The organism is Acidimicrobiales bacterium (genome assembly GCA_030747595.1).
Taxonomy (GTDB): domain Bacteria; phylum Actinomycetota; class Acidimicrobiia; order Acidimicrobiales; family MedAcidi-G1; genus UBA9410.
The window spans coordinates 21057-45347 of record JASLKK010000011.1; the positions used below are offsets into that span (position 1 = coordinate 21057).

Here is a 24291-nt window from a genome sequence, read left to right on the forward strand (position 1 = left end):
CTGGTAGACGCCCAGCCGGCACCACCGTCGTCAGCGAGTAGACCTGCCCCGGGCACGCGCCGGTCAAAGTTTCCGGGCGTACATCCGAACGGTCTTCCCGGTTCCCTCATCAGACTGTTCCCCGACGTCCGAAAACCCCATGGCGTCGTGGAAGGCCAAGGACCGTTCGTTGCGGGGCACCGTGTTGACCTCGGCACACAGGTGGGTATGCCCGTCCGAGGTAGCCATGAACGCCTCGTAGAAGGCACGACCTACGCCGGCGCGGTAAGCCGATGGATCGACCACCACCCTGTCCACATACAGAAACCTGTCGAAGCGCTCGCTGAACCACCTGTAGTTGCGGCTGTCGTAGCCGATGCCGGGGCCATCGAGGCCTACCAGCAGGGCCGCTGGTCCCGAGACCGTGGAACTGGGCACCTCGGCCACCACGCAGCACCGAGCCACGGCGAAGAACCAGGCCATCTCATCCGGGGTCAGTTCATTGACCGCCGGAACCGCGGCGTTGTTCAACTCGAGCATGCGGTCCAGATCGTCGGAGGTAGCGGGTCGAATCAACACTCGTAAATCCCACCACGGATCCACGACGGGGTGCCACCCGGCGACACCGGGATGACCCCAGATCCAAGGTTTTTGTTCTTTACGCGCCCCTAACGCTTTGGCTGCTTCTTTTGACTATTCGACTCCTACGATTCGACTCCATGACCTCTACGAAAACCGGTGAAAGCACCACGCCCATGGAAACTGCTGCCGCCCGCATGGTCAGCGGCTCAAAGGTCTACGGAACCGGAGACACCGAGGTTCGTGCCCTCGATGGCGTGGACGTCGAATTCGAACGGGGCCGGTTCACCGCCATCATGGGTCCATCGGGGTCGGGCAAGTCGACACTCATGCACTGCTCGGCGGGGCTCGACGACCTGACCTCGGGAACCGTCCACATCGGCGACGTTGAACTCGGTGACCTCTCCGAGCGAGACCTCACTCTCTTGCGACGCGACAAGGTCGGGTTCGTCTTCCAGGCGTTCAACCTCATCCCGACCCTGACGGCTGAGGAGAACCTCACACTGCCGTTGGACCTGGCGGGACGGAAGCCCGATGCCTCCTGGATGGTCGACATCATCGAGACGGTCGGGCTTCAGGACCGCCTCCGACACCGGCCAGATGAGCTGTCCGGCGGTCAACAGCAACGGGTCGCTGTGGCACGGGCCCTGGTCAGTAGACCCGAGATCGTCTTTGCTGACGAGCCGACCGGCAACCTCGACTCGGTAACTGGAGGCGAAGTCCTCAAGTTCCTGAGGGGTGCGGTCGACGATCTGGGGCAAACACTCGTAGTGGTCACCCACGATGCCGGTGCCGCTGCGATGGCCGACCGCGTGCTGTTCCTTGCTGACGGACAGATCGTCGACGAGATGTCAAACCCGGACGCCGACCGTATTCTCGATCGCATCAAGGCCATCGGCGGCTGACCGGGTGCTCCGACTCACCTTCCGGAACATCACGCGCCGCAAGCTGCGGTTTGCCCTCACGACTCTGGCGGTTGTGCTGGGCGTCGCATTTCTGTCGACGTCGTTCTTCCTGACGGACCGACTCCGCGACAGCTTCGATGAGCTCGCTACCGACATCAGTGGGGATATAGACCTCGTCGTCAGAACGTCGATCGACGAAGGGGGCGACCGGATCAACCGTCTCCCCTTTCCGGAAGAGGTTCTCGACCTCCTGACTGATGTCCCCGGTGTCCGAAATGTGTGGCCGACGGTCCAGGCGTGGAACGTGGTTCCCCTCTACATCGACGAGGACGGCGATCTCAAAGCGATCGGCACCAGCGGTGGGGCACCACAGTTCGGCTTCAACGTCACGCCTCCGGACGGATCCGACTACGGAAACACGACGAATGTGAGCGAAGGGAGCCAGCTCTTTCTCACCGATGGCCGCCTCCCAAGCCGCACCGAGTCGGTGTTGGACCCCGCCACCGTCGGCGAGTTCGCACTCGACAACAAAACCGCTGATGATTTCGGGTTTGAAATTGGCGAGACCTACACCGTCAGTGCACCTGGCGGTAACCGCCAGTTCGTCCTCGTAGGAACGGCCAACTTCGGCGACCCGGATGAGGACAAGAACTTTGGCGCCAACCTCAGCCTCTTCGACGAGGAAACCACCCAGGAGATTGCCAACAAGGTCGGGCTCTACGACGAGATCTCGATCTACCTCGAGGACGGAGCGGACGAGGCCGCGACAATGGGTCAGATCCAGGAACGACTCGACCTGGCGACAGACGAATTCAGGGCCGTCCTAGCGGGCCTCCCGGAAGATCAGCAGATCCAACTTTCGGCGTTCGGCCAAACCGAGTTGGAGGTGGTCACAGCTGAAACCAAGATCGCCGAAGACCAGAGCGACTTCGACCAGTTCATAGACATCATCTCTTCGGTATTGCTGGCTTTCGCCATCATCGCCGTGGTGGTCAGTGCGTTCATCATCAACAACACGTTCTCGATCGTGATCGGGCAACGGGTGCGCGAACTGGCCCTACTACGGGCGCTGGGGGCCACGGGTCGCCAGATCAGCAGGTCGGTGAAGTTGGAAGCAGTCGTGATTGGCGTGGTCGCCACAGCCCTCGGCCTCGTCGCCGGCTACCTGCTATCGACGTTGCTCGTCTGGGTCCTCGTGAACATCGGCTTCGGCGATTTGCCTGGTTCGATCCCGGTCCGGCCTCGGACCATTGCGGCTGCCTCGATCGTGGGGGTAGGCGCCACCCTCCTCTCCGCGATCGGACCCTCACGCCGAGTCCGCAAGATTCCACCGGTTGCAGCCCTCCGAGACGACGTTCGACTTACCCCCACCGGTATGCGACGACGCCTCATCGTGGGTAGCGCTGTCGCCCTGGCCGGCATTGGGGCCCTCGCAGCAGGGATGACCATCGAACTGTCCACCCGCGCCGTACTGACTGCAATCGGCGGAGGGGCCCTTGCGGCATTCATGGGCGTCTACCTACTCAGTCCAGCAGTGACCCGGCCGGTCGCCATGGTGCTTGGGTGGCCCATCCGCAAGGTGTACCGGATACCAGGACGACTGGCGACTGACAACGCCCGTAGAGCCCCACGCCGCACAGCGGCGACCGCCGCAGCCCTGACCATCGGACTCGCCCTGGTGAGCCTCGCCGCGGTTGTGAGCGACTCCATCAAGGCGACGTTCCTAAGCACCCTCGACCAGAGTGTCGAAGCCGATCTCTTCGTCTATCCAGGAACGTTCAACCCGCAGGCAGGCTTCTCAGCCGAGTTGGGTTCCGACCTCCAGAACCTCGCAGCCGAACAGCCCGACCTCGTCGAGTCGGCCATGACGATGCGTTGGACCATGGGTGGGGTGAAGATCGGGGGTGACTTCAAGGACTTGGTGGCCGCCGAGTTGGAAATTCTGGCCGAACATATGAACATTCAGGTGATCGAAGGCTCCGAGTCCGGCGCCGGAACCAACGGATTGCTGGTCCACGTTGATCCGGCAGGTGACCTGGGACTTGCAGTTGGCGATCCAGTCCCCATTGATTTCCCAGGTGGTCGAACGAGCGAGTTGACCGTGGCGGCGATCTTCGAGGACTCAGCCCTTCTTGGGAACTGGGTGGTTGATGTATCGGTCTTCGACACCTACCTTCCAACCGCTCCTGTTTCTTGGATCTCGGTTTTGTTCCCTGATGGCGCTGACGACATTTCCTCCCGAGCTGCTGTCGAGGTGTACACCGACTCCTACCCTCAGGTCGCCGTTGAGGACCAATCCGAATTCCGCAAGTCCCAAGAAGATCAACTGGACCAGTTGCTGTCCATCATCCAGGTATTCCTCGGCCTTTCTTTGCTCATTGCCGTTCTGGGCATCACCAACACCCTCGCCCTGTCGGTCTACGAACGGACCCGGGAACTGGGCCTGCTTCGAGCGGTCGGCATGACCCGACGCCAACTCCGGCGCATGGTCCGCTGGGAAGCGGTCATCATCGCCCTATTCGGTGGCCTCCTCGGCGTAGCCATGGGCGTGCTGTTCGGCCTAGCCGCCATCGCGGCGATCCCACAGGAGTTCGTCGACATCGTGTCGATCCCTTACCAAAGCCTGCTGGGCTACCTGGTGGTGTCGGGAATCTTCGGCATGGTGGCAGCCATCCTCCCAGCCCGCCGGGCGGCCAGACTCAACGTGCTTGACGCCATCTCCCACGCATAGGCACTACCCCGGCCTGGTGATGGCCATAGCGGCCAGCGCCCGGCCCCAGGATTCGGACGCCGTCATGAGAAAACCGGTGACCGGCTCTCGTGAAACCGTGGGGAGAAGGGTTGTGATAGCGGCGGGCGCACCCAGCCGACCGACCCCAATCAGTCAGACAAGGCGGCAGGGAGAGGCTCGGTGTGAACCACGGCCACTCGCTTGGTGGCGCGGGTGAGCGCCACGTACAACGCCCGCATGCCCTGGGACTGCTCCCGCAGGATTCGGGCTGGTTCGACCACGACCGCCCCGTCCACCTCCAGGCCCTTGACCAGTCCGACGGGCACCACGGTTACCCGGGCGTCAAGGCCACGACGGGTCGGGCGACCGAAGGCCACGCCGGCCCGCTCGAGAGCCTCCTCGACGTCATTGGTCTGGGAATCGGCAGCGATCACGGCGAGGTTGCCGGCACCTACCGACTCCAACTCGACACGCACCACTTCGACCAGGCCTTCAAGCTTCTCGGCCTGTTCGCCGGTCAACCCGATGAAGCGGGGTGCCTCGCCGTCACCGCGCACAGAGCGGGGTGGAGCGAGGTCCGGTGCGGCCACGGCCAGCACCCGGGCCGCCACATCCATGATGGGCCCCGGGATCCGGTAGCCCACGGTGAGCTCGTGGCGGACTGTCGGCTTCCGATCAGGAAGGTGGGCGAGGATCCCCTCCCAGTCATCGTGGGCCCACGAACCCGTGGCCTGGGCGATGTCGCCCACCACAGTCATGGACCCGTTCAACGACCGGCGGTCCAGCATCCGCAGGTCCATCGGTGAGAGGTCCTGAACCTCGTCAACCACGATGTGCCCGTAGGTACGGACCGCATCACGGGCCTTGCAACCTGGTCGGGCCCCCAATACAGCGCGGGCCTCGTCCAGCAGAGGCGCATCTGACGCCGTCCAGTACACGTCGTCGGCCACCTCCTCCCGAGGCCGGAAAAGTGCGTCGACCTGATCGGCGGTGAGGGTCCGGTCGGCAGCCCGGATCAACGCACGCGACCCGAACAGATCGTTCAGCAGTTGCGCCGGCGTGAGAACCGGCCACATCCACTCCAACGCCTCACGCACGATCATTTCGCCCCGGATCCGTTCGCGCACCGCCTCGGGATCGAGATCGCCCCGACCCGATGCGACCAGCGCCTTGTAGAACTCTCCCTCCACGAACTTGCGAGCAGCGTTGTGGGTCCGGTAACGACGCCTCGCTTCGGACACGATGCGACTCGACTCCTCAACCGACAGGCCCAGCCACTGCAGGCCGTACCCAAGCCGCAGATCGGAGCGGAGCGGACGCTGACGGGTCCTCACGGCTCGCGAGATGAACCTGACCATGCGGAGGTCACCCTTAAGGCGACCCTTGTTGGCCACCTCACGACGGTCGTCGATCCGAACGCCGCCGACGACATCGCCAACGGTGGCCAGCGTGACCCCGGCCTCGCCGAGCGACGGCAGAACCTGCTCGATGTAGGCGAGGAACAGTCGGTTGGGCCCGACGACCAGCATGCCCTGGCCCTCCAACGGGAAGCGGTGGGTGTAGAGCAGGTAGGCCGCACGGTGGAGGGCTACCACGGTCTTGCCGGTCCCCGGGCCGCCCTGCACGGCGTGCACCCCGGACAGGGGTGCACGGATGATGTCGTCCTGCTCGGACTGGATAGTGCCGATGATGTCACCGAGACGTCCGGTTCGGCTCGTCTCCAACGCGGCGATGAGCGCACCCTCGCCCTTGAGGCGGGTGCCATCGCCGTCACCCTCCCGGAACCGTTCAAGGTCACCGAACAACTCGTCCTCGAGGCCCAGCACGGTACGACCGCGGCTCACGATGTAGCGACGGCGCTGGAGGCCCATGGGCGCCAGACCGGTAGCCCGGTAGAAGGCCTCGGCCACCGGGGCCCGCCAGTCCACTACCACCGGGTCCTGTTCCTCGTCCCAGACGCCGACCCGGCCGATGTGGAACACGCCGCCCCCAGCTTCGACCTCTTGGTCTATACGGCCGAAGACCAACGAGGCATCGCCCAGATCAAGGTGCTCGAGACGGGCCACCACTGACTCGATGATGGCCTCGCGTTCGAAGCGGGCCTGGTTGGTCCCACCCTTACCGACCTCGACCATGCGGGTCAGCTCGAGGGCTCGTTCACGGGCTGCATCGAGGCATGCATGGGCGTGGTCGATGTGGGCCTGCTCGGCCTCCAGTTCTGGGTGCTCGTGGACGTTGTCGCTCATAGTGCTCGGCCCCGCCGGGGCGCCGTACGTTCATCAAAACTGGCCGATTCGGCGAATTCAGCCGAAGATCGATCCTATCGGTGGTCCGTGGGGCGACCTCAGCACACCGGAAGGCCCACAGGTGGCGGAAAAGCCCGGTCCACGTGCGACGATGGGCGTCGTGATTCTGGTGTGCACATGACAGCCGTCGGCCTGGTGCTCGGCTCCGGAGGTCTCCACGGCGCGGCCCAACACGCTGGCGCGCTCGCTGCACTGGTCGAGGCGACCGGATGGGATCCACGAACAGCCGACGTCGTGGTGGGTACGTCGGCCGGTGCCACCACCGCTGTGAGTCTCCGGGCCGGCCTGTCGGCCGCCGACCTCCACGCTCACTACGCCGGGACGCCGCTGTCAGACGAGGGTCGGGCCATCGTCGACCGGGTAACCACGCCCCTCGACCTCGGCGGGCAGGTAACCGGGGAACCGGCCGCTGAAGAACGGTCCGGTTCCAGTTCCGGCGGCCCATGGTCCTGGCGGCCGGCCAATCCGTTGCTGGTATTGCGGGACCTGTGCTCCACCGCTCGGCCCCGCCCTGTGGTCGCCCTCGCTGGGCTGCTTCCGACGGGCACCCGCGACGGTTCGTCGCTCAGCGCCCGCAATACCGAGATCCATCCTGATCCGTGGCCCGACCAGCCAACCTGGATCTGCACGGTGGATCTCCAGACGGGTAAGCGGGTCGTGCTGGGACGTGACGATGTGGACGTGGCGATCGGGCCGGCGGTGCAGGCATCGGCGGCCATTCCCGGCTGGTTCCGACCGGTGGAGGTCGACGGCCGTCGTCTGGTCGACGGCGGCGTGCACTCGACCACCAATGCCGACCTGGTGGCCGCTCTCGGCCTCGATGTCGTGGTGATCTCGTCGGTCAGGACGGTCGGGGGTACGGCCGGGCCCACCGACTACCGGGGCACCGTGGCCCGCGCCTGGCACGCCCGGACCCTATGGCGCGAAGTTCAGGCCATCCGTCGCCGGGGTACCGCTGTTCTGGTCTTGGACCCCACGGCCAGCGACCTGGCCGACCGCAAAGTGCTGGCCGACGGATCTTCGGATCGGAATAAGCATGGCCTGTCCGATATCTGTGAGGCAGCCCGGGTCTCCGCTCTGGCCCGCCTCGCCTTGCCTGAAGCCACCCGGGCACGGCGACTCCTGACCAGTGCCGCCGAAACTCCCCGGTAGCGTCGATCCGTGGACGATCCCTCCCTCAGAACCAGCCCCTTCTTGGCCGCGTGTCGGGCCGAACCACACGACCACACTCCTGTCTGGTTCATGCGCCAAGCCGGCCGGTCGCTCCCCGAATATCGGGCCGTTCGGGGGACGGGCAGCATTCTGGACGCCATTGCCGATCCGGAGCTATCCGCCGAGATCACCATGCAGCCGGTCCGACGCTACGGCGTCGACGCGGCCATCCTCTACTCCGACATCGTCGTCCCGGCCCACGCCGTCGGCTTCGGTGTCGACGTGAAGCCCGGCCTCGGGCCAGTAGTAGACCGACCCTTCGAGCGGGCCGCCGACCTCCAACGTCTCCGCCCGCTGGAACCCGAGATCGATACCCCGTACGTGCTTGAAACGGTCCGACAGGTGGTAACCGAGGCCGACGTACCGCTAATCGGCTTCGCCGGGGCGCCATTCACCGTGGCCTCCTATCTGATCGAGGGTGAACCGTCCCGCACCTATGGGAAGACCAAGGCCCTGATGCTCGGTGATCCGGGCCTATGGCACGACCTCATGGAACGTCTGGCCGACATGGCCATTACGTCGTTGCGGTCCCAGATCGACGCCGGGGTGTCGGCCATCCAGCTGTTTGACAGTTGGGCCGGAGCGCTCAGCCCACCGGTCTACGAACGATGCGTCCTGCCGTACAGCCGACGGGTGTTCGAAGGGGTGGTCGACACCGGCGTGCCCCGCATCCACTTCGGCGTGGGAACCGGTGAGATCCTTCCCCTGATGGCCGACGCCGGCTCCGACGTGGTCGGTGTGGACTGGCGGGTGCCGCTGGACGAGGCACGTCGTCGACTCGGGCCGGACGCCATCCTCCAGGGCAACCTCGACCCCGCGGTCTGTCTCGGTCCCCTCGAGGTCATCGAAGCCGAGGTGGCCGACGTCCTGGCCCGCAACGGTGGTCACCCCGGGCACGTGTTCAATCTCGGCCACGGCGTGCTTCCCGAGATCGACCCTGCCGTCCTGGAACGGGTCGTTTCTCAGGTCCACGCCTTTCCACTCGGGGCCTGATCAATGGTCAGCCGGATGCCTGAGCGACGGGTACCTGCACGTCAGATATTGGTGATCGGTGGCGGCATCACCGGCCTGACCGCCGGATACCGACTAGCCGTCGACCACCCTGAGATCGACGTCACGGTGCTCGAGGCATCAGACCGGCCCGGTGGTTACCTGCGTACTGGGCCTCTAGACGACCCGATGCTGGACGGGCTGCCGATCGATGCCGGCGCCGATGCGTTCCTGGTTCGGGTGCCGTGGGCCCTGGACCTGTGCGTGGAGCTCGGCATCGATAACGAGCTGGTCTCTCCGTCGGCCCGAAAGGCCTCGTTGTGGTTGGACGACGCCCTGTGGCCCATCCCGTCACCCAACGTTCTAGGCGTGCCACTCGACCCTCGAACGGTCGCCCCCGGGCTGCTGGCACCAGCCGACCTAGAACGGCTGGCCGGCGACGGCGTGCCCGACGTGCCTATCGGCGGCACCCTTGACGGCGCCCGTGGAACGAGCGGCGATCTCAGCGTCGGGGCGGTCATCCGGGCGTGTGTCGGTGACCGGGTGTTCGAACGGCTCGTGGATCCGATGCTCGGCGGGATCAACGCCGGACGGGCCGACGACCTGAGTTGCGCCGTCATGGCGCCCCAACTGCTGGCTCCTGCCCGATCCACCGAGGGCCTACTGGCCGGTCTACGGCGGACCGCGGCCGCTCCTGCCGCTCCGGTCTTCAACTCACCGGCGGCCGGGATGGAACGAATCGTCGAGGCCCTGGTGGCCGTCCTCGAGGATCGCCTCCGCACCGGATCTCCGGTCACCCGCCTGGATCGTGCACCTGACGGCGACACTTCTGATCGACAGGTCGCGGGCTGGGTAGCCACCACCGCGTCTGGGACCTATCGCGCCGACGCCGTGGTCCTCGCCGTCCCGGCCCACGTGGCCGCCACGCTTGTGGCTCCCCATAGCAGCGACGCCGGTCAGTTCCTTGCCGGCTGGCGCCACGCCTCGGTGGCGTTGGCCACCTTCGCCTTCGACCGGGCCGACCTCGAGGTTCCCGCCGACCAGAGCGGCTTCCTCGTTGGTCGGGCCACCAACCAGGGACCGAGCCCACTCATGACCGCCTGCTCGTTCGCCGGATCCAAGTGGGCCCATCTCGACCACCCGGAACGCACCGTGCTGCGGGTGTCGTGCGGTCGGATCGACGACAAGCGTCCCGCCGGGCTGACCGATGATGAACTAATCGCCGCGCTGCGGGCCGACCTGGCCACCACCCTGGGCGTCGAGGCGCCACCCACCGCCATCCGCCTCGAACGTTTCCCCGACTCGCTCGTGCAATTCCCGGTGGGTCACATCGACCGGATCACCGCCCTCGACAGCCTGCTGGACGACGCAACGCCCGGCCTATTGGTGACTGGAACCGTCCGCAACGGGGTGGGCATTCCGGCGTGCATCCGGTCGGGCACCGAGGCCGCCGAGGCAGCGGTAGCCGCAGCAACCAGATGAAATCCGGGCCTCTGGGCAGGCTCGCGGACGGCGACTGTGTGCCCGGACCGGGATTTCCTCCAAACCGCCGTGGTCCGGGGCCTCCGGCGTGGTTCGATGGAGGGATGTCCCCGGCGACCACCCCCGCACGCGACGCTGCCGACTCCCGCCCTGGCAGCGGCACCGAACACCCAGACGAACTCGGCCTCCTCGATGACGAGACCTCCGTGCACCTGTCAGTCGAGCGGACGTTCTGCTTCGCCGACCTCAGCGGCTTTACCCGCCTAACCGAGGAGAAGGGGCCCCACGAATCTGTCGAGATCCTCGAGGAGTTTCGTGCGATGTCCCGTCGAGTGGCGGCATGGCGGGGCGTACGGGTGGCCAAGTGGTTGGGCGACGGCGTGATGCTGGTCGGCACCGAACCAACGCCGACCATTGCCTGGGCTGGACATCTGATCGACCACTTCGCCACCGCCCGCAAGATCAACCTGCGGGTCGGGCTGGCCACCGGCGAGGCCCTGTTGTTCGAAGGCGACGACTACATCGGTAAGCCGGTGAACTTGGCAGCCAAACTCTGCGCGGTGGCAGCACCGGGCGAGATCCTGGCAAGCTGCGAGGTAGCCGACCTACCGTCGTGGATCCGCGTTGAGTCGGTCGACGACCTCAATATCCGTGGTGCGGGCACCTTCGGGGGCATCCAGCGCCTGGCCGTCGTGGCCCACTGACGTGACTACTCATTGACGGTTGATCGTGAAGTCTGGGTGCCCCGGGGGCTGGCCGCTGGGCTGCTGATCGCCGCGGCGGTCCCCCCGTGGGGATGGTGGCCGGCCGCCTTTATAGGGCTGGCCCTTCTGGATCGTCTGGTGGCCGACCGGCCGCTCTCATCGAGGTTCCGTCGGGGCCTGCTGGTAGGAGCAGCCTGGGCCTTCCCGTCAACGGTCTGGATGCTGGACCTGACCCCGGTCGGCTGGCTGGCCGCCGGCCTGCTTCACGCCGGATGGCTGGGCCTGGCCGCCGCCGCCGTCCCACCCGGGAGATGGCGACGCCTTGGCCTTGTCGGCACAGTGACCCTCGCCGAACTCGTTCGGTGGAGTGTGCCGTTCGGCGGTGCCCCGTTGGCCAGCATCGCGCTCGGACAGGCCGGTGGTCCGCTGGCACCGGTAGTCCGAATCGCCGGCCCGCTGCTGCTGGTGGCGCTCACAGTGGCCGTCGGCATGGGCCTGTCGGTGCTGTTTGACGGGCGTCGGGCCGACGGTGCCTCGGCAGCCACCGGGGCCGTGGTCGTCGCCGTGCTGGCCGTAGCAGTCGTCCTGTCCGCCGTGGCTCCGACCGGCCGACCGGTGGGCACCCTTGACGTGGCCGTTGTCCAGGGCGGCGGACCTCAGCGCACACGGGCCACCCCGACCGGTGCCGCCCGTGTGTTCGCCAACCAGTTGGAGGCCAACCAGCAGGTGGCGACACCGGTCGACCTGGTGCTTTGGCCCGAAAACGTGGTCAACCCGGTGCCGCTGCCTACCTCCGGATGGCGTCTTGAGGACCGCCTCTACGCTGACGACGCCATGACCGCCCTGACCGCCGAGGCGGCCCGCCTGGATGCCGTGCTGGTGCCTGGCTGGTTTCACCGGGCGGCCGACGATCCGACGGCCAACCTCAACTACCAGACGGCGATCGAGCCCGACGGCACGGTGGCCGACCGGTACGACAAGGTTCGCACGGTGCCGTTCGGTGAGTTCGTGCCCATGCGGGGGCTGGTCGAGTTGCTGGCCGCCGACATGCTTCCGTCGAGGGATCTCAGACCCGGGACGGGCCCAGCGGTGCTGGAGACTTCGATAGGGACCATGGGGGTGACCATCTCATGGGAGGTGTTCTTCGACCACCGGTCACGCGACGCGGTCCGCCACGGCGGCGAGGTCATCCTCAACCCGACCAACGGAGCCAGTTACTGGATGACCCACGTTCAGACTCAGCAAGTGGCCTCAAGTCGTCTACGGGCGCTAGAGAACGGACGGTGGGTGCTCCAGGCCGCACCCACCGGATTCAGCGCTGTCGTGGACCCGCAGGGCCGGGTGCTGCAGCGCACAGCAGTCAGCGAACAGGCGGTGCTCCATCACCGGATCGAACGCCGGACCGGCCTGACGTGGGCTACTAGGGCAGGGGCGTGGCCCATGGCCATCCTGGCCCTGGCACTTTGGTCAGGCAGCCTGGTCGGCAGCCGATTCTCGACAGATCTCGCTTCAGCCAGGCGATCGAGCAACTGACGCCCAGACTCTGTGCGGTGCAATCAGGTAGTCGCCCGGGAACTGTTCGGTCAGTACCTTTCGGAGCTGGGCATCGAAGGCGGCAGCGGCTTCGGCGCTGAGATCCAAAATTGCCGCGCTGGCTCCAATACGCCGATGCCAGGACTCCACTGCGTACGGGACGTCGATGTCGAAAGTGAAGGTCTCGAGCACCTCAAGGCCCGCATCTTCTAGTTGGCGTCTGACCGACGGACCGGGGTCTCTGATGCCTCCCAGCTTCCACGATGGGTTGTGGGTCTCTATGAGTGCCTCTGTAACCCCTGAGACCGTGCCAGGTAGAGGCAACCAATCGAACCCGCAGACTGCCACGAGTCCGCCAGCTAACAACAAGCGTCGCACTTCAGATGCAGCTGCCTCGCCGTCGAACCAGTGCCAGCACTGGGCTGCGGTGATCACATCGAACGACCCCGGCGAGAAGCCTGTTTCCTCTGCGTGGCACTCCAACCACTCGATCTGCAAGTCCGCTTCAGCAGCCAGGTCACGGGCTGCGGCGAGCATCCGTACGTCTATGTCAACGCCGGTAACCGTGCAGCCCCTAGAAGCAAACTGCCTGGCAAGGGTTCCTGTACCGCAGCCCAGATCCAAAAGCCTCTGCCCAGAAATCCCGACACCTAGAGCCACCAAACGCTCAATCCCCGCTACTGGAAAGTCAGCCCGGTGGAGTGCGTAGTCATCTGCTAGCGACCCAAACTGGTGGCCGCTGACACCCCACTTTTCGACCATCTCAGGTCTCCAACATCAGTGTGGCCGGCCCCTCGTTGATCAGGTCGACGACCATGTCGGCCCGGAATCGGCCCGTAGCCACCTCGATCCCCCGCTCCCGCAGGCTCGCGACCAGCCGGTCGATCAGCGGTTCAGCCTGGTCGGGCTTCGCCGCGGCCAGCCACGTAGGTCGTCGCCCCTTGGAGGCGTCCCCGTAGAGGGTGAACTGGCTGACCACCAGCACGGCCCCGTCCACGTCGACCACCGAGAGGTTCATCACCCCGTCGGCATCGTCCATGATCCGCAGCCCGGCCAGCCGCTCGGCCAACTGATCGGCCTCGGTGGGACCGTCATCGTGGGTCACCCCCACGAACACGCACAGACCATGGCCGATGGCGCCCACTAACTCATCAACTGCATTACCAGCCGGCGTCCCAGGCACCGTGACCGAGGCCCTCGAAACTCGCTGCACCAAAGCTCTCACGGTGTGAACCTATGACGCGAAAAGCGCATCCCGCAGCCACACACCCCGATACCGACTGACACCACGCCCGGTGGAGGGATCAACGCCCGACGCCGCCAGACTTGACGGATGTCCAATTTCCCCGGCGACGCCCCTACCGGCCATACAGACGAACCGCTTCGCATCGCCTACCTGGCATACCGCGGTAAGCCCCACTGTGGCGGCCAGGGCGTCTACACCCGACACCTGACGAAGGCCCTCGCCGACCTCGGGCACCACGTTGAGGTTTTGGCCGGCCCCCCCTACCCGGTGCTCGACGAGCGGGTCGGGCTGGTCACGCTGCCCAGCCTCGAATTGTTCAACGACTACTTCCCAATGCGCAAGGCACGAGTCTGGGAGATGAAGTCCAAGTGGGACGTCGCCGAGGCGATGTCGTTCAACACCGGCAACTTCTCCGAGCCCATGGCCTTCTCGATGCGAGCCTGGGAGCACCTTCGTGGCCGTCGCGGCGAGTTCGACCTTGTGCACGACAACCAATGCCTGGGCTGGGGGCTGCTGCTCATGAAGCAGCGCGAACAGTTGCCGGTGCTCTCCACCATCCACCATCCGATCACCGTGGACCGACGGATCGAAATCGAGCACGCCCGGACCCGCTGGGAGGAGTTCGGCAAGCGTCGCTGGTACGCCTTCACGAAGATGCAGACACAGGTGGCCAAGCGGATGACCCGGGTCATGACCGTCTCTGAATCGTCGGCCGGCGACATCGCTGCGGACCACAAGGTCGACCCGGACCGCATCAACGTGGTGCCCGTTGGCGTGGACCCCGACCTGTTCCTCCCGGTGCCCGGCGTGGATCGCGTGCCGGGTCGAATCGTGACCACGGCCAGCGCCGACGTCGCCATGAAGGGCCTCAAGTACCTGCTGGAAGCCATCGCCAAGCTGCGTACCGAACGCCACGTCGAGCTGGTCATCATCGGGAAGCCGAAGGAGGACAGTGCCTCGACGAACGTGTTCGAGGACCTGGGGCTCACCGACTGCGTGTCCTACGTGCACGGAGTGCCCGACGAACGCATAGTGGAGCTGTACAGCGAGGCCGAGCTGGCCTGCGTGCCCTCGCTCTACGAAGGGTTCTCACTGCCGGCTATCGAAGCCATGTCGTGTGGCGTGCCGCTGGTGGCCACCACCGGCGGGGCCCTGCCCGAGGTCACCGGTACCCACGGCGATACCTGCTTCCAGGTGCCGCCCGGCGACAGCGATGCCCTGGCCGCCATGATCCGCACTGCGCTGGACGACCCAGACGCCCGCCAGCGGGTGGGCGCGGCGGGCCGCCAGCGCGTCATCGACCAGTGGAGCTGGCGACACACTGCGCTTCGCACCGTCGAGCAATACCGCTCCCTTCTGGCAGAGACCCAGCAGGCCGGCTAGGCGCCTGATCACCTGCCTTCCAGAACCTGACCCATGCTGACCGCCGACTACGAACGACTGGGCCTCATAGCCGGGGAGACCGTGCTGGACCTGGGCTGCGGATTTGGCCGCCATGCCTACGAGGCCCTGCGGCGCGGCGCCCACGTGGTGGCGTGCGATCTCGGCTTCGACGAGCTGCGTCAGGTCCGCTCCATCGGCGACGTGATGCGGGCCGACGGCGAACTGACCAACGACGTCGTGCTGGAGACGGCCAACGGCGACGCCATGATGCTTCCCTTCGCCGACGGCTCCTTCGATCGGATCATTGCCTCGGAGGTCATGGAACACATCGACGACGATGCTGGCGCCCTAGCCGAACTGACACGCGTGCTGCGACCGGGAGGCGTGCTGGCCGTGACCATTCCGGCCCGTCTGCCTGAACGGATCTGCTGGGCGATATCAGACGACTACCACGCCCCAAATCAGCCCGGTGGCCACGTACGGATCTACGGCAACGGCCAGTTGCGGGCCCTCATGGCCGACGCTGGCCTCGAGCCCACCGACGAACACCGGGTCCACGCTCTGCACAGTCCCTACTGGTGGCTTCGATGCGCTGTGGGGCCCAACCGTCCCGTTGCCGATAGCCGTCTCGTGTCGCTCTATCACCGGTTCCTGACATGGGACATCGTGAAGGCGCCCCGCACCACAAGGCTCGCTGAACGCCTCTTGGCCCCGGTGCTGGGCAAGAGCCTCGTGATCTACGCCCGCCGGCCCGTCGCTGGCGCCCCCCCGATCCCCCATCGAGACGCATCAGACGGACCCGGGACCAGGGAGGGCGAGCATGTCGCTGCCTGAGGTCCCGGGCGTCCTGAACGCCGAACAGCTGGTGGTCACAGCCGGCACCATTGCCGAGTGGCAGCTACCCGACGGGATGATCCCGTGGGTCCCCGGTGGGCATGCAGACCCTTGGAACCACACCGAGGCCGCCATGGCTCTCGCGGTAACCGGCCACCTTGATCAAGCCGAGGCCGCCTACCAGTGGTTGATTGCAACCCAGCACGAGAACGGCGCCTGGCACCAGTACTACGTGGCCGACGGCGTGGAGGACCCGAAGTTCGACGCCAACGTGATCGCCTACGTGGCCACTGGGGTGTGGCACCACTGGCTGTTGACCGGCGACCGAGGCTTTCTTGAGTCCATGTGGGAGGTCGTAGAGCGGGCCATCGACTTCGTGCTCGACCTGCAGACGCCACGTGGCGAGATCCTTTGGGCCCGCCACCCCGACGGCACGCCGTGGTCCTTCGCCTTGCTCACCGGATCGTCCAGCATCTGCCACAGCCTCCGATGCGCTGTGGCGGTGGCCGAAGAGACCGGTCACGAGCGTCCCGACTGGGAACTGTCCCTCGGCCATCTGGCCCACGTGGTGCGGACCCGGCCCGATGGTGCGTTCACCCCCAAGGACCGGTGGGCCATGGACTGGTACTACCCGGTACTGGGCGGGGCGATCAGCGGCAGCGACGCTCTGGCCCATCTAGATGCCCGGTGGGACGAATTCGTGATCATGAACCCTGCCGACGGTGCCATCGATGGAGTTGCCGACGGCGGATCACTCGGCGTCCGCTGCGTATCGGACAAGCACTGGGCGACAGCGGCTGAGACCAGCGAGTGCGCTATGGCCTACCTGCTGGCCGGTGACCGGGCCACGGCGACCGACCTGTTCCGGGCCACGCTTCCCATGCGTCAGGCCGACGGCCGGTACCTGACCGGAATCGTCTACCCAGACCTGGTGACCTTCCCGACCGAGGAATGCTCGACATACACGTCGGCTGCGGTCGTGTTGGCCGCTGACGCTCTGGGCGGATGCAGCCCTGCTTCGGGGGTCTTCGTCGACCACCGCTCTCTGCCCGACCTGATTGCCGTGGACGGGCTACCTCTGAGAACACCGGTCACCGAGAACGACTGAGTTCCCGTTGTCGACCCGCCTCCAGTATGTGGCGGCAGTCCCGTACCCGCTAGCGGGCGTGTTGCCCAGACCGGGAAGCGGCGTCAGATGCCGGAGCCGGTGCGCCGTAGGACTCGGAGCGACCCGACCGCGTTGACCTCGGTGAACGCCCCCGATCCGACTGCTCGGCTCCAGATCTCGAACGGCGGGCGACCGCCATCGGCCGGAGACGCGAAGACGTCGTGGATCAGAAGGAGGCCGCCGATAGTTAGATGCGGTACCCAACCCTCGTAATCCCGATGGGCCGGCTCGGTGCCGTGCCCCCCGTCGATGAACAACAGGGCGAGCGGGGTCTGCCACACGGCAGCCACCGATGGTGAGTCCCCCACGATGGCCACCACGGTGCCCTCCAGCCCGGCATCGTGGATGGTGCGCCGGAAGATCGGCAGGGTGTCCATCCGACCGATAGCCGGATCGACGAGGTCGGGTTCATGGTGTTCCCAGTCGGCCTGGTTCTCTTCTGAACCCCGATGATGGTCCAGGGTGAACAGTTGGCGACCGGCGGCTTCAGCCGCGGCGCCGAGGTAGCAGGCGGACTTCCCGCAGTAGCTGCCGATCTCCAACCACGGACCGTCGATGCCCTGTTGTCCGACGCTGCTGGCATGGTCGAACAGGGCGAGTCCCTCGTCGGGCGGCATGAAGCCGCGGGCGGCTACCGCATGGGCCAGTACCTCGGTGGAACGGTCCGACCGGGCGTCGTCTGTCGAGAAGATGCCTCCGGGAGAGGGGGCTTCAGGTACAGAATCCACCGATTCAGATTCCGTTGGAGTCTCCGCCGGCGATCTCTCCCGCCGGGGCTTCAGCCTTGTCCCCCCAGATCACGTGATGAAAGATCAGGTACCGCACGATCCACAGGGCTGCGAAAGCGCCGGCGTTAGCCAGCTGAACCGACAGGGCACCGCCGAAGATGGAATCGACCACGCCGACCGCTGCGGTCGACAGGAACAACCCGGCAAACGAGAGCATCCAGAACGGGGCGATCTCGCCCACCGTGTGTCCTCCTTGCTCCTGTTCCCAGACGTAGTGGCGGCTCAACCAGTAGGCGGGCCAACTACTGATGGCCACCGCCGCCATGTTGGCGAAGGCGCCGGGCCAGCCGATGACGCTGTGAAACAGGAACAGCAGGGACTGGCCGATGAACACGTTGATGAGTGACACCCGGGAGAACCGGATAAGCGTCGCTCCATGTTCCCGCCAGAGTCGCACTGGAAGAGAGAGGGGGTTGGACACCACAGATGGGGAGCCTAACGATCCCCATCCGCGGCGCCGCCCTAGTACCCAGCTGGTTCACCCGCCGCACTGTCACCCTGGATTCGATGGCCGAGGAGACGGTCGGCCACCCACTCAGAGAGCGAGCGGGCTACGACACCCGGAGCACCGCTGACGGGAAGGGTCCCAGCCGTAGCGCTGCGGGACGCGTCCAACAGCAGCCGGTCTAGGTGTGATCGGACCTCGGCGCGCCACCGATTCTCTCGGCGGCCTGCCAGGGCACCGGCAGCGACCTGGGCTACCAGGTGGGCATCGGCGACATCCGCGAGTTCGTCCACGCCGACCCCGGTGGTGGCCACCGTCGAGATGATCCTCGGACGGGTGCCCGTACCCGTGCCGGCGCGCCTATGGCCGGTCAAGTCCGAGAGGTCGAGCATGAGCTCGAGGTCACGCCGTGTATCCGCGGCATCGGGCCGATCAGACTTGTTCACCGCAAACACGTCGGCCACCTCGAGTAGACCGGCCTTGTTGGCCTGTACCGCGTCACCCATGCCCGGGGTCACCACCACCAGCACGGTGTCGGCCGTGGAGGCCACGTCGACCTCTACCTGGCCGACGCCCACCGTCTCGACGATCACCGGGTCAAATCCGGCCAGCTCTAGCACCCGCACCATGCCGGGCACGGCGAGCGCTAGGCCTCCTGCATGACCCCGGGTGGCCATGGATCGGATGAACACGCCCGAAGCCGTGGCCTCCGCCATGCGAACCCGGTCGCCAAGGATGGCACCCCCGGTAAGTGGGGACGACGGATCGACGGCCAGTACGGCCGGCCGTCGCCCCCGTTCGACCAGTCGGGTTGTCCAGGCGGCGACCAGGGTGGACTTGCCGGCACCCGGTGGCCCGGTCAGACCGATCACGTGGGAACGATGCCCGTTGCCAGTCGCTCCGCCAGAAGCCCTTTCGCCGAGTTCCGACCAGGCCCGTTCGGCCACCTCGTCGGCCGGTGGCCCGCCCCGTTCGACGAGGGTCAGGAGCCGAGCGGTGGCCCGACGTTCGCCACCCCGGGCGGCGGCCACTAGTTCGGCAATGGACCTGGTCTCCCCGGGCACCGCCGATCAGCTCCGGGTGTCGGCGGCCGCCCGGATGCAGGCCACGACCTCCTCGGCCGAAGCCCCCGGACCGAGCACCCCGGCCACGCCGGCGGCGGCCATGGCGGGTCGGTCTTCGTCGGGGACGATGCCACCGATCACCACCGGCACGTCCAGTCCGGCGTCCGCCAGCGCCTGGACCATGCGGGGGGCCAGCGTCAGGTGTCCGGCGTTGAGCATCGAAATGCCGACCACGTCGACGTCCTCCTGCTCGACCGCGTCGATGATGGTGTCTGTGGTCTGGCGTAGGCCGAGGTACACGACCTCCACGCCGCCGTCACGCAACATCCGGGCCACCACCTTGAGGCCCCGGTCGTGGCCATCCAACCCCAACTTGGCCAAAACGACCCGCAACGGCGTCTCGTTCATCACACCACCGCCCGTTCTACGTATGTCCCGAACTCGGCCTCGAGCGTGTCGACGACCTCGCCGACGGTGGCCCGGGCCCGGACGGCATCGACCAGAGCAGGCATGAGGTTGACGGTGGGCTGGGCGGCGTTGGCGGCCACCTGGGCCAGCGTCGAGGCCACCACTGCGTCATCGCGCTCCTGTCTGACGGTAGCCAGGCGTTTGCATTGGAGGTCCTCTGTGTCCTGACTGATGCGCAGCAAGCGGCGGCGCTCCGGATCATCGCCCTCGGTGAACGCGTTGACGCCCACCACGATCCGCTCTCCGGCGTTCACCTCACGCTCGTAGCGGTAGGCGGCATCGGCGATCTCGCCGACAAACCAGCCGCTGTCGATCCCGGCGTACACACCCTCGAGCAGCGAGCCATCCCCTAGACCTTCGAGGTGGGCGAAGACCTCCTCGGCCCGGCGTTCCATCTCGTCGGTCATCCACTCCACGTAAGCCGAACCGCCCAACGGGTCGGCCGTGTTGACCACACCGGTTTCATGGGCGATGACCTGCTGGGTACGGAGGGCGACACGAACCGCTTCCTCACTCGGAAGCGCCAGGGCCTCATCGTAGGAATCGGTATGGAGGCTCTGGGTGCCGCCCAGGACGCCGGCTAAAGCCTGGATGGCCACCCGGGCGATGTTCACCTCGGGCTGATGAGCAGTAAGCGACACGCCGGCGGTCTGCGTGTGGAACCGTAGCTTCAGGCTTCGTTCGTCATTTGCGCCGTAACGATCACGCATCCAGCGGGCCCAGAGGCGCCGAGCCGCCCGGAACTTACCCACCTCCTCGAAGAAGTCGTTGTGGCTGTTGAAGAAGAAGCTCAGCCGCGGGGCGAAATCGTCGACGTCCATGCCGGCGGCCACTGCCGCCTCCACATAGGCGAACCCGTTGGCCAACGTGAAGGCCAACTCCTGGGCGGCCGTCGAACCGGCCTCACGGATGTGATAGCCGGAGATTGACACCGGGTTCCAACGGGGCATTTCGGCGGCAGTGAATGCCATGACATCGGTGACCAGTCGAACCGACGGGCGTGGCGGGAAGATGTACTCCTTCTGGGCCTGGTACTCCTTGAGGATGTCGTTCTGGAGCGTGCCGCTCAGGTGACCCCGGGTGACACCACCCTCCTCGGCGACGACGACGTACATGGCAAGGAGGATGGGCGCCGGCCCGTTGATGGTCATCGACGTGGACACAGTTCCCAGGTCGATGCCGGCGTACAGGTCGACCATGTCCTCGACGGTGTCGACGGCCACCCCGGCACGGCCAACCTCGCCAAGTGCCCAGTCGTGGTCCGAGTCGCGGCCCATGAGCGTGGGCATGTCGAACGCCGTGGACAGGCCGGTGCCCCCGGCGGCCAGTAGTTCGCGAAAGCGGGCGTTGGTGTCGGTAGCCGTGCCGAAGCCAGCGAACATCCGCATGGTCCACAGGCGGGACCGGTACATGTCGGCGTGCACCCCCCGGGTGTACGGAAACTCGCCGGGTAACGGTCCGTCGCCGTACACCCGGTCGACGGGAATCCCCGACAGGGTGCGATACCGGTCATCCGGTGACGATGCTTCCGAGGTGCGACCTCTGGCCCTACCGGTGTTCTTATCAGTCATCCCTCAAGGGTACTAGGACATCCGACTATCTACCAACCAACTGTCCCGCTACGCTGGAGGGATGCCTCCCCCGGACGCCCCCCTCCCCTTCGACCCGATCTCCGAGGCCCGTCGCAACTGGGAGGCCAGAGGTTGGGGAGCCGTGGACGCCATGGCAGCCGCCACGTCGATCACCCGGGCCCACCAGATCCTTCTCAAGCGGATCGACACGACCCTCGAGTCGTTCGACCTGATGTTCAGCCGCTTCGAGGCTCTGGCCCTGCTGTCGTTCACCCGGACCGGCACCATGCCCATGGGTCGCATGGGCGAACGGCTCCAGGTGCATCCCACCAGCGTCACCAACACCGTCGACCGGTTGGAGGCCCAAGGGCTGGTGGCCAGAATTCCCCACCCGACTGACCGGCGGACCACGCTGGTCGAGATCACTCCTGCGGGACGCACACGTGTCGAGAGGGCTGCCGCCGCGCTGGGCGACGTGGGGTTCGGTCTGGACGGCATGAAGACATCGGATCTGACCGCGGTCACCAACAGCCTCCACTCGCTGCGCGCCGCCGCCGGGGACTTCTGATTCCGCTCATTACCCGTAACGGGTCCTCCTGCCACAGGTCCTCCAGTGCCCGGCCCTCCAGAAGCGGGTCCGACGGCAACGGGTCCGCTCCCCTAGGGTCCGCCCCGTGATCGTCTCCACCGCTATCGGGCTTCTGGCCCTCGTGATCGGCCTCATCATCGGCTGGCCGGTGCTGGTGCTCCTGTCCATCATCTTCACCATCGTGCAGATAGTGATGCTGGCGGCCAAGACCGCCGTAGAGCGAAACGACGTGAAGGTGGCCGAGCGCCTGGCGGCCAAAAAGGCCCGCCACGAACGCGGCTGAGCACCCATCGCTGGATCCAATCGGTCCGGCGGCCTCCGGACCGATTGGACCTCCGGGCCGACGATCCGGCAGGCTGACACCATGTCTGACACCACCTCAACCACACCCACGGCCCGGCCAGCAGATATCGCCGCCCACCCGAAGCTAAACATCGTCTACCGGACCGATCCTGACCGGATCGCACCACTGCTGCCACCGGGGATTGAACCCACCGGCAGCCCGAACGTGTACGTCGGGATCTACTGCGTACCCATCCGCAACGAACCCGAGTACGGCGTGTCCACCAAGGTCGACGCCGTGTGGAACGGAATCGAAGGCCAGTACTCGTTCGGGATCGGTATCGACCAGGAAGCGGCGATCTTCGTCAGCTCCGAGACCAACGGCCAGCCCAAGTTCCCGTGCACTACCCGCTACTTCCGCCTCGGTGACCGCATCGAGGCCACCTGTACCCATCAGGGGTACACGTTCCTGGAGTTCCGGGGCACGGTCACCGGCGAAGCGGACACCGACGGGTCCGATGTCGTGCACGACGAGTGGTGGACGAAGTACTCCCGGGCCATCGGGGGCGCCGAGGGCCAGTGGGATTTCCCCCCGCATGTGGTGCACGTCCACCAGGTCAGCGAACCGGTCCACGTCGAGACCCTCGACGGCGAGCTGGTGCTGCGGGACAGCCCGTGGGATCCATACACCGAACTCCTGCCCATGGAAGACCTGGTTGATGCCCGACTGGTGACGTCCCGACACAAGGAACGCTCGATCACCAACGGCGGGCCCCTAGATCCAGTGACCTTCTGGCCGTACGCCGACACCATTGGCGGCTCGCGTTGGCCCGGCGAACGTGGCGGCCCGAAGTTGGCCTGGTAGCAACCGCATCTAGATCCGAGAAACAGGAGCACACCCGTGCTGAGCAGGTTTGACGACTATCCGATCCACCAGACGCCCGATCCGATCGCCATGCCGGCATCCAGCGACAAGGACGTCTACGAGCGCTACTGGTTCAACGGCTACTCCACGACCGGCGATATGTACTTCGGGATCGGCACCGCCCTGTACCCCCACCTGGGGATCCGAGACTGCGGCATCAGCATCGCCGTGGACGGCGTACAGCACGCATTCCACGCCTCGTGTCGAATCGAGGGCGACCCGGCCGACCAGATCGTTGGACCGTTCCGCCTGGATGTCCTCGAGGCCATGCGTTCGTGCCGGGTGGTGCTCGAATCCAACGAGACTGACTTCGCGTGTGACCTGACCTTCGAAGGCCGGACCGGCAACGTGGAGGAACCCCGGCACCACTGGGGTGGCGACATCCGCCGCACCATGGACACCACCCGGTTCACCCAAATGGGTCGCTGGGCGGGTTGGATCGAGTTCGACGGCCGTCGCATTGATTTCGATCCCGACACCACCCGGGGCACCAAGGACCGCTCCTGGGGCATACGGCCCCTGGCCGGCGGTGATCAGCGAGGCGCCCCGGTCCCGCCGGCCCGATCCAGCCTCTTCTTCCTGTGGGCACCGCTGAACTTCGACGACCTGTGCGTGCACTACCAACTCTTCGAGGATTCGCTAGGGCGGCCGCTGTCCAGCGTGGGCGCACTGCTGCCCACCTACGACACGCTGGCCGACCTGCCAGGCATCGAGGACCCGGGGGCCCGCCACATGCGGGCCCATGAGCACCGCCTGCAGTTCGACGCTGGCAGTCGACTGGCCCATACCGCCGACCTCTCGTTCACTGCGGTAGACGACGGATCACGCCACGAGTTCCATTTGGAACGGATCTTCACCTTCCGGATGAAGGGCATCGGCTACCACCACCCCGAATGGGGCCACGGCGCATGGAAGGGCGACCTGGCCATGGCTTCGGAGAAGTGGGACATGGACGCCGTTGACGACCAGGCATTCGAGAACCAGCACTGCCAGCACCTGATGCGGGCCGCTATGGGCGACCGGGTCGGCATCGGCGTGCTCGAGCAACTGTGCGTCGGGCCGTACAAGCCCTACGGATTCGACGGGTTCGTCGGCCGTTCCGGCTGA

23 protein-coding genes are annotated in these 24291 nt (G+C 66.2%); 14 read left to right on the top strand and 9 right to left on the bottom strand.

Going from position 1 to position 24291, the window contains the following annotated elements; genetic code table 11:
* Window positions 1-63 precede the first annotated feature (63 nt).
* Window positions 64-558, bottom strand: a complete 495-nt coding sequence (locus tag QF777_09340) for a hypothetical protein (protein MDP6911750.1) — start codon at window positions 556-558, stop codon at window positions 64-66.
* Window positions 559-698: 140 nt separating this feature from the next.
* On the opposite strand from QF777_09340, the gene QF777_09345 reads away from it, so the two are divergent.
* Complete coding sequence (locus tag QF777_09345) at window positions 699-1463, top strand: ABC transporter ATP-binding protein (GenBank protein ID MDP6911751.1); 765 nt, start codon at window positions 699-701, stop codon at window positions 1461-1463.
* A 4-nt stretch (window positions 1464-1467) separates the two neighbouring features.
* Complete coding sequence (locus tag QF777_09350) at window positions 1468-4194, top strand: FtsX-like permease family protein (protein ID MDP6911752.1); 2727 nt, start codon at window positions 1468-1470, stop codon at window positions 4192-4194.
* 149 nt (window positions 4195-4343) lie between these two features.
* Here the strand turns inward: QF777_09350 and QF777_09355 are convergent, their stop codons facing one another.
* Complete coding sequence (locus QF777_09355) at window positions 4344-6440, bottom strand: AAA family ATPase (protein MDP6911753.1); 2097 nt, start codon at window positions 6438-6440, stop codon at window positions 4344-4346.
* Between the two features lie 177 nt (window positions 6441-6617).
* On the opposite strand from QF777_09355, the gene QF777_09360 reads away from it, so the two are divergent.
* The 5 genes from QF777_09360 (at window position 6618) to lnt (ending at window position 12421) form a co-directional block, all read left to right on the top strand.
* Entirely contained in the window at window positions 6618-7652 is a 1035-nt protein-coding gene (locus QF777_09360; GenBank protein MDP6911754.1) for a patatin-like phospholipase family protein, read from the top strand.
* Between the two features lie 9 nt (window positions 7653-7661).
* The gene (gene hemE, locus QF777_09365) at window positions 7662-8705 is read left to right on the top strand and encodes a uroporphyrinogen decarboxylase (GenBank protein ID MDP6911755.1); all 1044 of its coding nucleotides are present in this window, start codon (window positions 7662-7664) and stop codon (window positions 8703-8705) included.
* 15 nt (window positions 8706-8720) lie between these two features.
* The gene (hemG, locus tag QF777_09370) at window positions 8721-10184 is read left to right on the top strand and encodes a protoporphyrinogen oxidase (GenBank protein ID MDP6911756.1); all 1464 of its coding nucleotides are present in this window, start codon (window positions 8721-8723) and stop codon (window positions 10182-10184) included.
* 104 nt (window positions 10185-10288) lie between these two features.
* Complete coding sequence (locus tag QF777_09375) at window positions 10289-10888, top strand: adenylate/guanylate cyclase domain-containing protein (GenBank protein ID MDP6911757.1); 600 nt, start codon at window positions 10289-10291, stop codon at window positions 10886-10888.
* Window positions 10889-10924: 36 nt separating this feature from the next.
* Window positions 10925-12421: an apolipoprotein N-acyltransferase gene (lnt, locus tag QF777_09380; GenBank protein MDP6911758.1), complete on the top strand. Its 1497-nt coding sequence runs from the start codon at window positions 10925-10927 to the stop codon at window positions 12419-12421.
* Here lnt and QF777_09385 read toward each other — a convergent pair.
* Window positions 12398-13183: a class I SAM-dependent methyltransferase gene (locus QF777_09385; protein MDP6911759.1), complete on the bottom strand. Its 786-nt coding sequence runs from the start codon at window positions 13181-13183 to the stop codon at window positions 12398-12400. The two genes, lnt and QF777_09385, sit on opposite strands and share 24 nt — an antisense overlap.
* A 1-nt stretch (window position 13184) precedes the next feature.
* Complete coding sequence (dtd, locus tag QF777_09390; protein MDP6911760.1) at window positions 13185-13646, bottom strand: D-aminoacyl-tRNA deacylase; 462 nt, start codon at window positions 13644-13646, stop codon at window positions 13185-13187.
* A gap of 108 nt (window positions 13647-13754) precedes the next feature.
* Here dtd and QF777_09395 point away from each other — a divergent pair, with 108 nt between their 5' ends.
* The 3 genes from QF777_09395 to QF777_09405 are packed head-to-tail and all read left to right on the top strand — an operon-like array spanning window position 13755 to window position 16992.
* A complete protein-coding gene (locus QF777_09395) occupies window positions 13755-15050 on the top strand; it encodes a glycosyltransferase family 4 protein (protein ID MDP6911761.1) in 1296 nt (431 codons plus the stop codon).
* A gap of 33 nt (window positions 15051-15083) precedes the next feature.
* Window positions 15084-15884 carry a class I SAM-dependent methyltransferase gene (locus tag QF777_09400; protein MDP6911762.1) on the top strand — a complete coding sequence of 267 codons (801 nt, stop codon included), beginning with the start codon at window positions 15084-15086 and terminating at the stop codon, window positions 15882-15884.
* Window positions 15871-16992 (top strand): hypothetical protein, encoded by a 1122-nt coding sequence (locus QF777_09405; GenBank protein ID MDP6911763.1) that lies wholly within the window; start codon window positions 15871-15873, stop codon window positions 16990-16992. The genes QF777_09400 and QF777_09405 overlap by 14 nt, the downstream gene beginning before the upstream one ends.
* Window positions 16993-17075: 83 nt before the next feature.
* Here the strand turns inward: QF777_09405 and QF777_09410 are convergent, their stop codons facing one another.
* The 5 genes from QF777_09410 to QF777_09430 are packed head-to-tail and all read right to left on the bottom strand — an operon-like array spanning window position 17076 to window position 21388.
* Window positions 17076-17780: a class I SAM-dependent methyltransferase gene (locus tag QF777_09410; GenBank protein MDP6911764.1), complete on the bottom strand. Its 705-nt coding sequence runs from the start codon at window positions 17778-17780 to the stop codon at window positions 17076-17078.
* Between the two features lie 4 nt (window positions 17781-17784).
* Window positions 17785-18261 (bottom strand): GtrA family protein, encoded by a 477-nt coding sequence (locus QF777_09415; GenBank protein ID MDP6911765.1) that lies wholly within the window; start codon window positions 18259-18261, stop codon window positions 17785-17787.
* Window positions 18262-18302: 41 nt separating this feature from the next.
* The gene (gene meaB / locus QF777_09420) at window positions 18303-19349 is read right to left on the bottom strand and encodes a methylmalonyl Co-A mutase-associated GTPase MeaB (GenBank protein ID MDP6911766.1); all 1047 of its coding nucleotides are present in this window, start codon (window positions 19347-19349) and stop codon (window positions 18303-18305) included.
* A 6-nt stretch (window positions 19350-19355) separates the two neighbouring features.
* Window positions 19356-19757, bottom strand: a complete 402-nt coding sequence (locus QF777_09425; protein ID MDP6911767.1) for a cobalamin-dependent protein — start codon at window positions 19755-19757, stop codon at window positions 19356-19358.
* A complete protein-coding gene (locus QF777_09430; protein ID MDP6911768.1) occupies window positions 19757-21388 on the bottom strand; it encodes a methylmalonyl-CoA mutase family protein in 1632 nt (543 codons plus the stop codon). The genes QF777_09425 and QF777_09430 overlap by 1 nt, the downstream gene beginning before the upstream one ends.
* A 61-nt stretch (window positions 21389-21449) precedes the next feature.
* On the opposite strand from QF777_09430, the gene QF777_09435 reads away from it, so the two are divergent.
* From QF777_09435 to QF777_09450, 4 genes are all read left to right on the top strand, one after another.
* Window positions 21450-21956 carry a MarR family transcriptional regulator gene (locus QF777_09435; GenBank protein MDP6911769.1) on the top strand — a complete coding sequence of 169 codons (507 nt, stop codon included), beginning with the start codon at window positions 21450-21452 and terminating at the stop codon, window positions 21954-21956.
* A 106-nt stretch (window positions 21957-22062) separates the two neighbouring features.
* Complete coding sequence (locus tag QF777_09440) at window positions 22063-22260, top strand: hypothetical protein (protein MDP6911770.1); 198 nt, start codon at window positions 22063-22065, stop codon at window positions 22258-22260.
* A gap of 81 nt (window positions 22261-22341) precedes the next feature.
* Window positions 22342-23124: an acetoacetate decarboxylase family protein gene (locus QF777_09445; protein MDP6911771.1), complete on the top strand. Its 783-nt coding sequence runs from the start codon at window positions 22342-22344 to the stop codon at window positions 23122-23124.
* 36 nt (window positions 23125-23160) lie between these two features.
* Window positions 23161-24291, top strand: a complete 1131-nt coding sequence (locus QF777_09450) for a hypothetical protein (protein ID MDP6911772.1) — start codon at window positions 23161-23163, stop codon at window positions 24289-24291.

Bases quoted from the DNA above. Each gene is read 5' to 3' on its own strand.
- QF777_09345 (MDP6911751.1), top strand. From the start codon at position 699: ATGACCTCTACGAAAACCGGTGAAAGCACCACGCCCATGGAAACTGCT.
- QF777_09355 (MDP6911753.1), bottom strand. From the start codon at position 6,440: ATGAGCGACAACGTCCACGAGCACCCAGAACTGGAGGCCGAGCAGGCC.
- QF777_09360 (MDP6911754.1), top strand. From the start codon at position 6,618: ATGACAGCCGTCGGCCTGGTGCTCGGCTCCGGAGGTCTCCACGGCGCG.
- hemG (MDP6911756.1), top strand. From the start codon at position 8,721: ATGCCTGAGCGACGGGTACCTGCACGTCAGATATTGGTGATCGGTGGC.
- QF777_09375 (MDP6911757.1), top strand. From the start codon at position 10,289: ATGTCCCCGGCGACCACCCCCGCACGCGACGCTGCCGACTCCCGCCCT.
- QF777_09385 (MDP6911759.1), bottom strand. From the start codon at position 13,183: ATGGTCGAAAAGTGGGGTGTCAGCGGCCACCAGTTTGGGTCGCTAGCA.
- QF777_09395 (MDP6911761.1), top strand. From the start codon at position 13,755: ATGTCCAATTTCCCCGGCGACGCCCCTACCGGCCATACAGACGAACCG.
- QF777_09400 (MDP6911762.1), top strand. From the start codon at position 15,084: ATGCTGACCGCCGACTACGAACGACTGGGCCTCATAGCCGGGGAGACC.
- QF777_09405 (MDP6911763.1), top strand. From the start codon at position 15,871: ATGTCGCTGCCTGAGGTCCCGGGCGTCCTGAACGCCGAACAGCTGGTG.
- QF777_09425 (MDP6911767.1), bottom strand. From the start codon at position 19,757: ATGAACGAGACGCCGTTGCGGGTCGTTTTGGCCAAGTTGGGGTTGGAT.
- QF777_09430 (MDP6911768.1), bottom strand. From the start codon at position 21,388: ATGACTGATAAGAACACCGGTAGGGCCAGAGGTCGCACCTCGGAAGCA.
- QF777_09435 (MDP6911769.1), top strand. From the start codon at position 21,450: ATGCCTCCCCCGGACGCCCCCCTCCCCTTCGACCCGATCTCCGAGGCC.
- QF777_09445 (MDP6911771.1), top strand. From the start codon at position 22,342: ATGTCTGACACCACCTCAACCACACCCACGGCCCGGCCAGCAGATATC.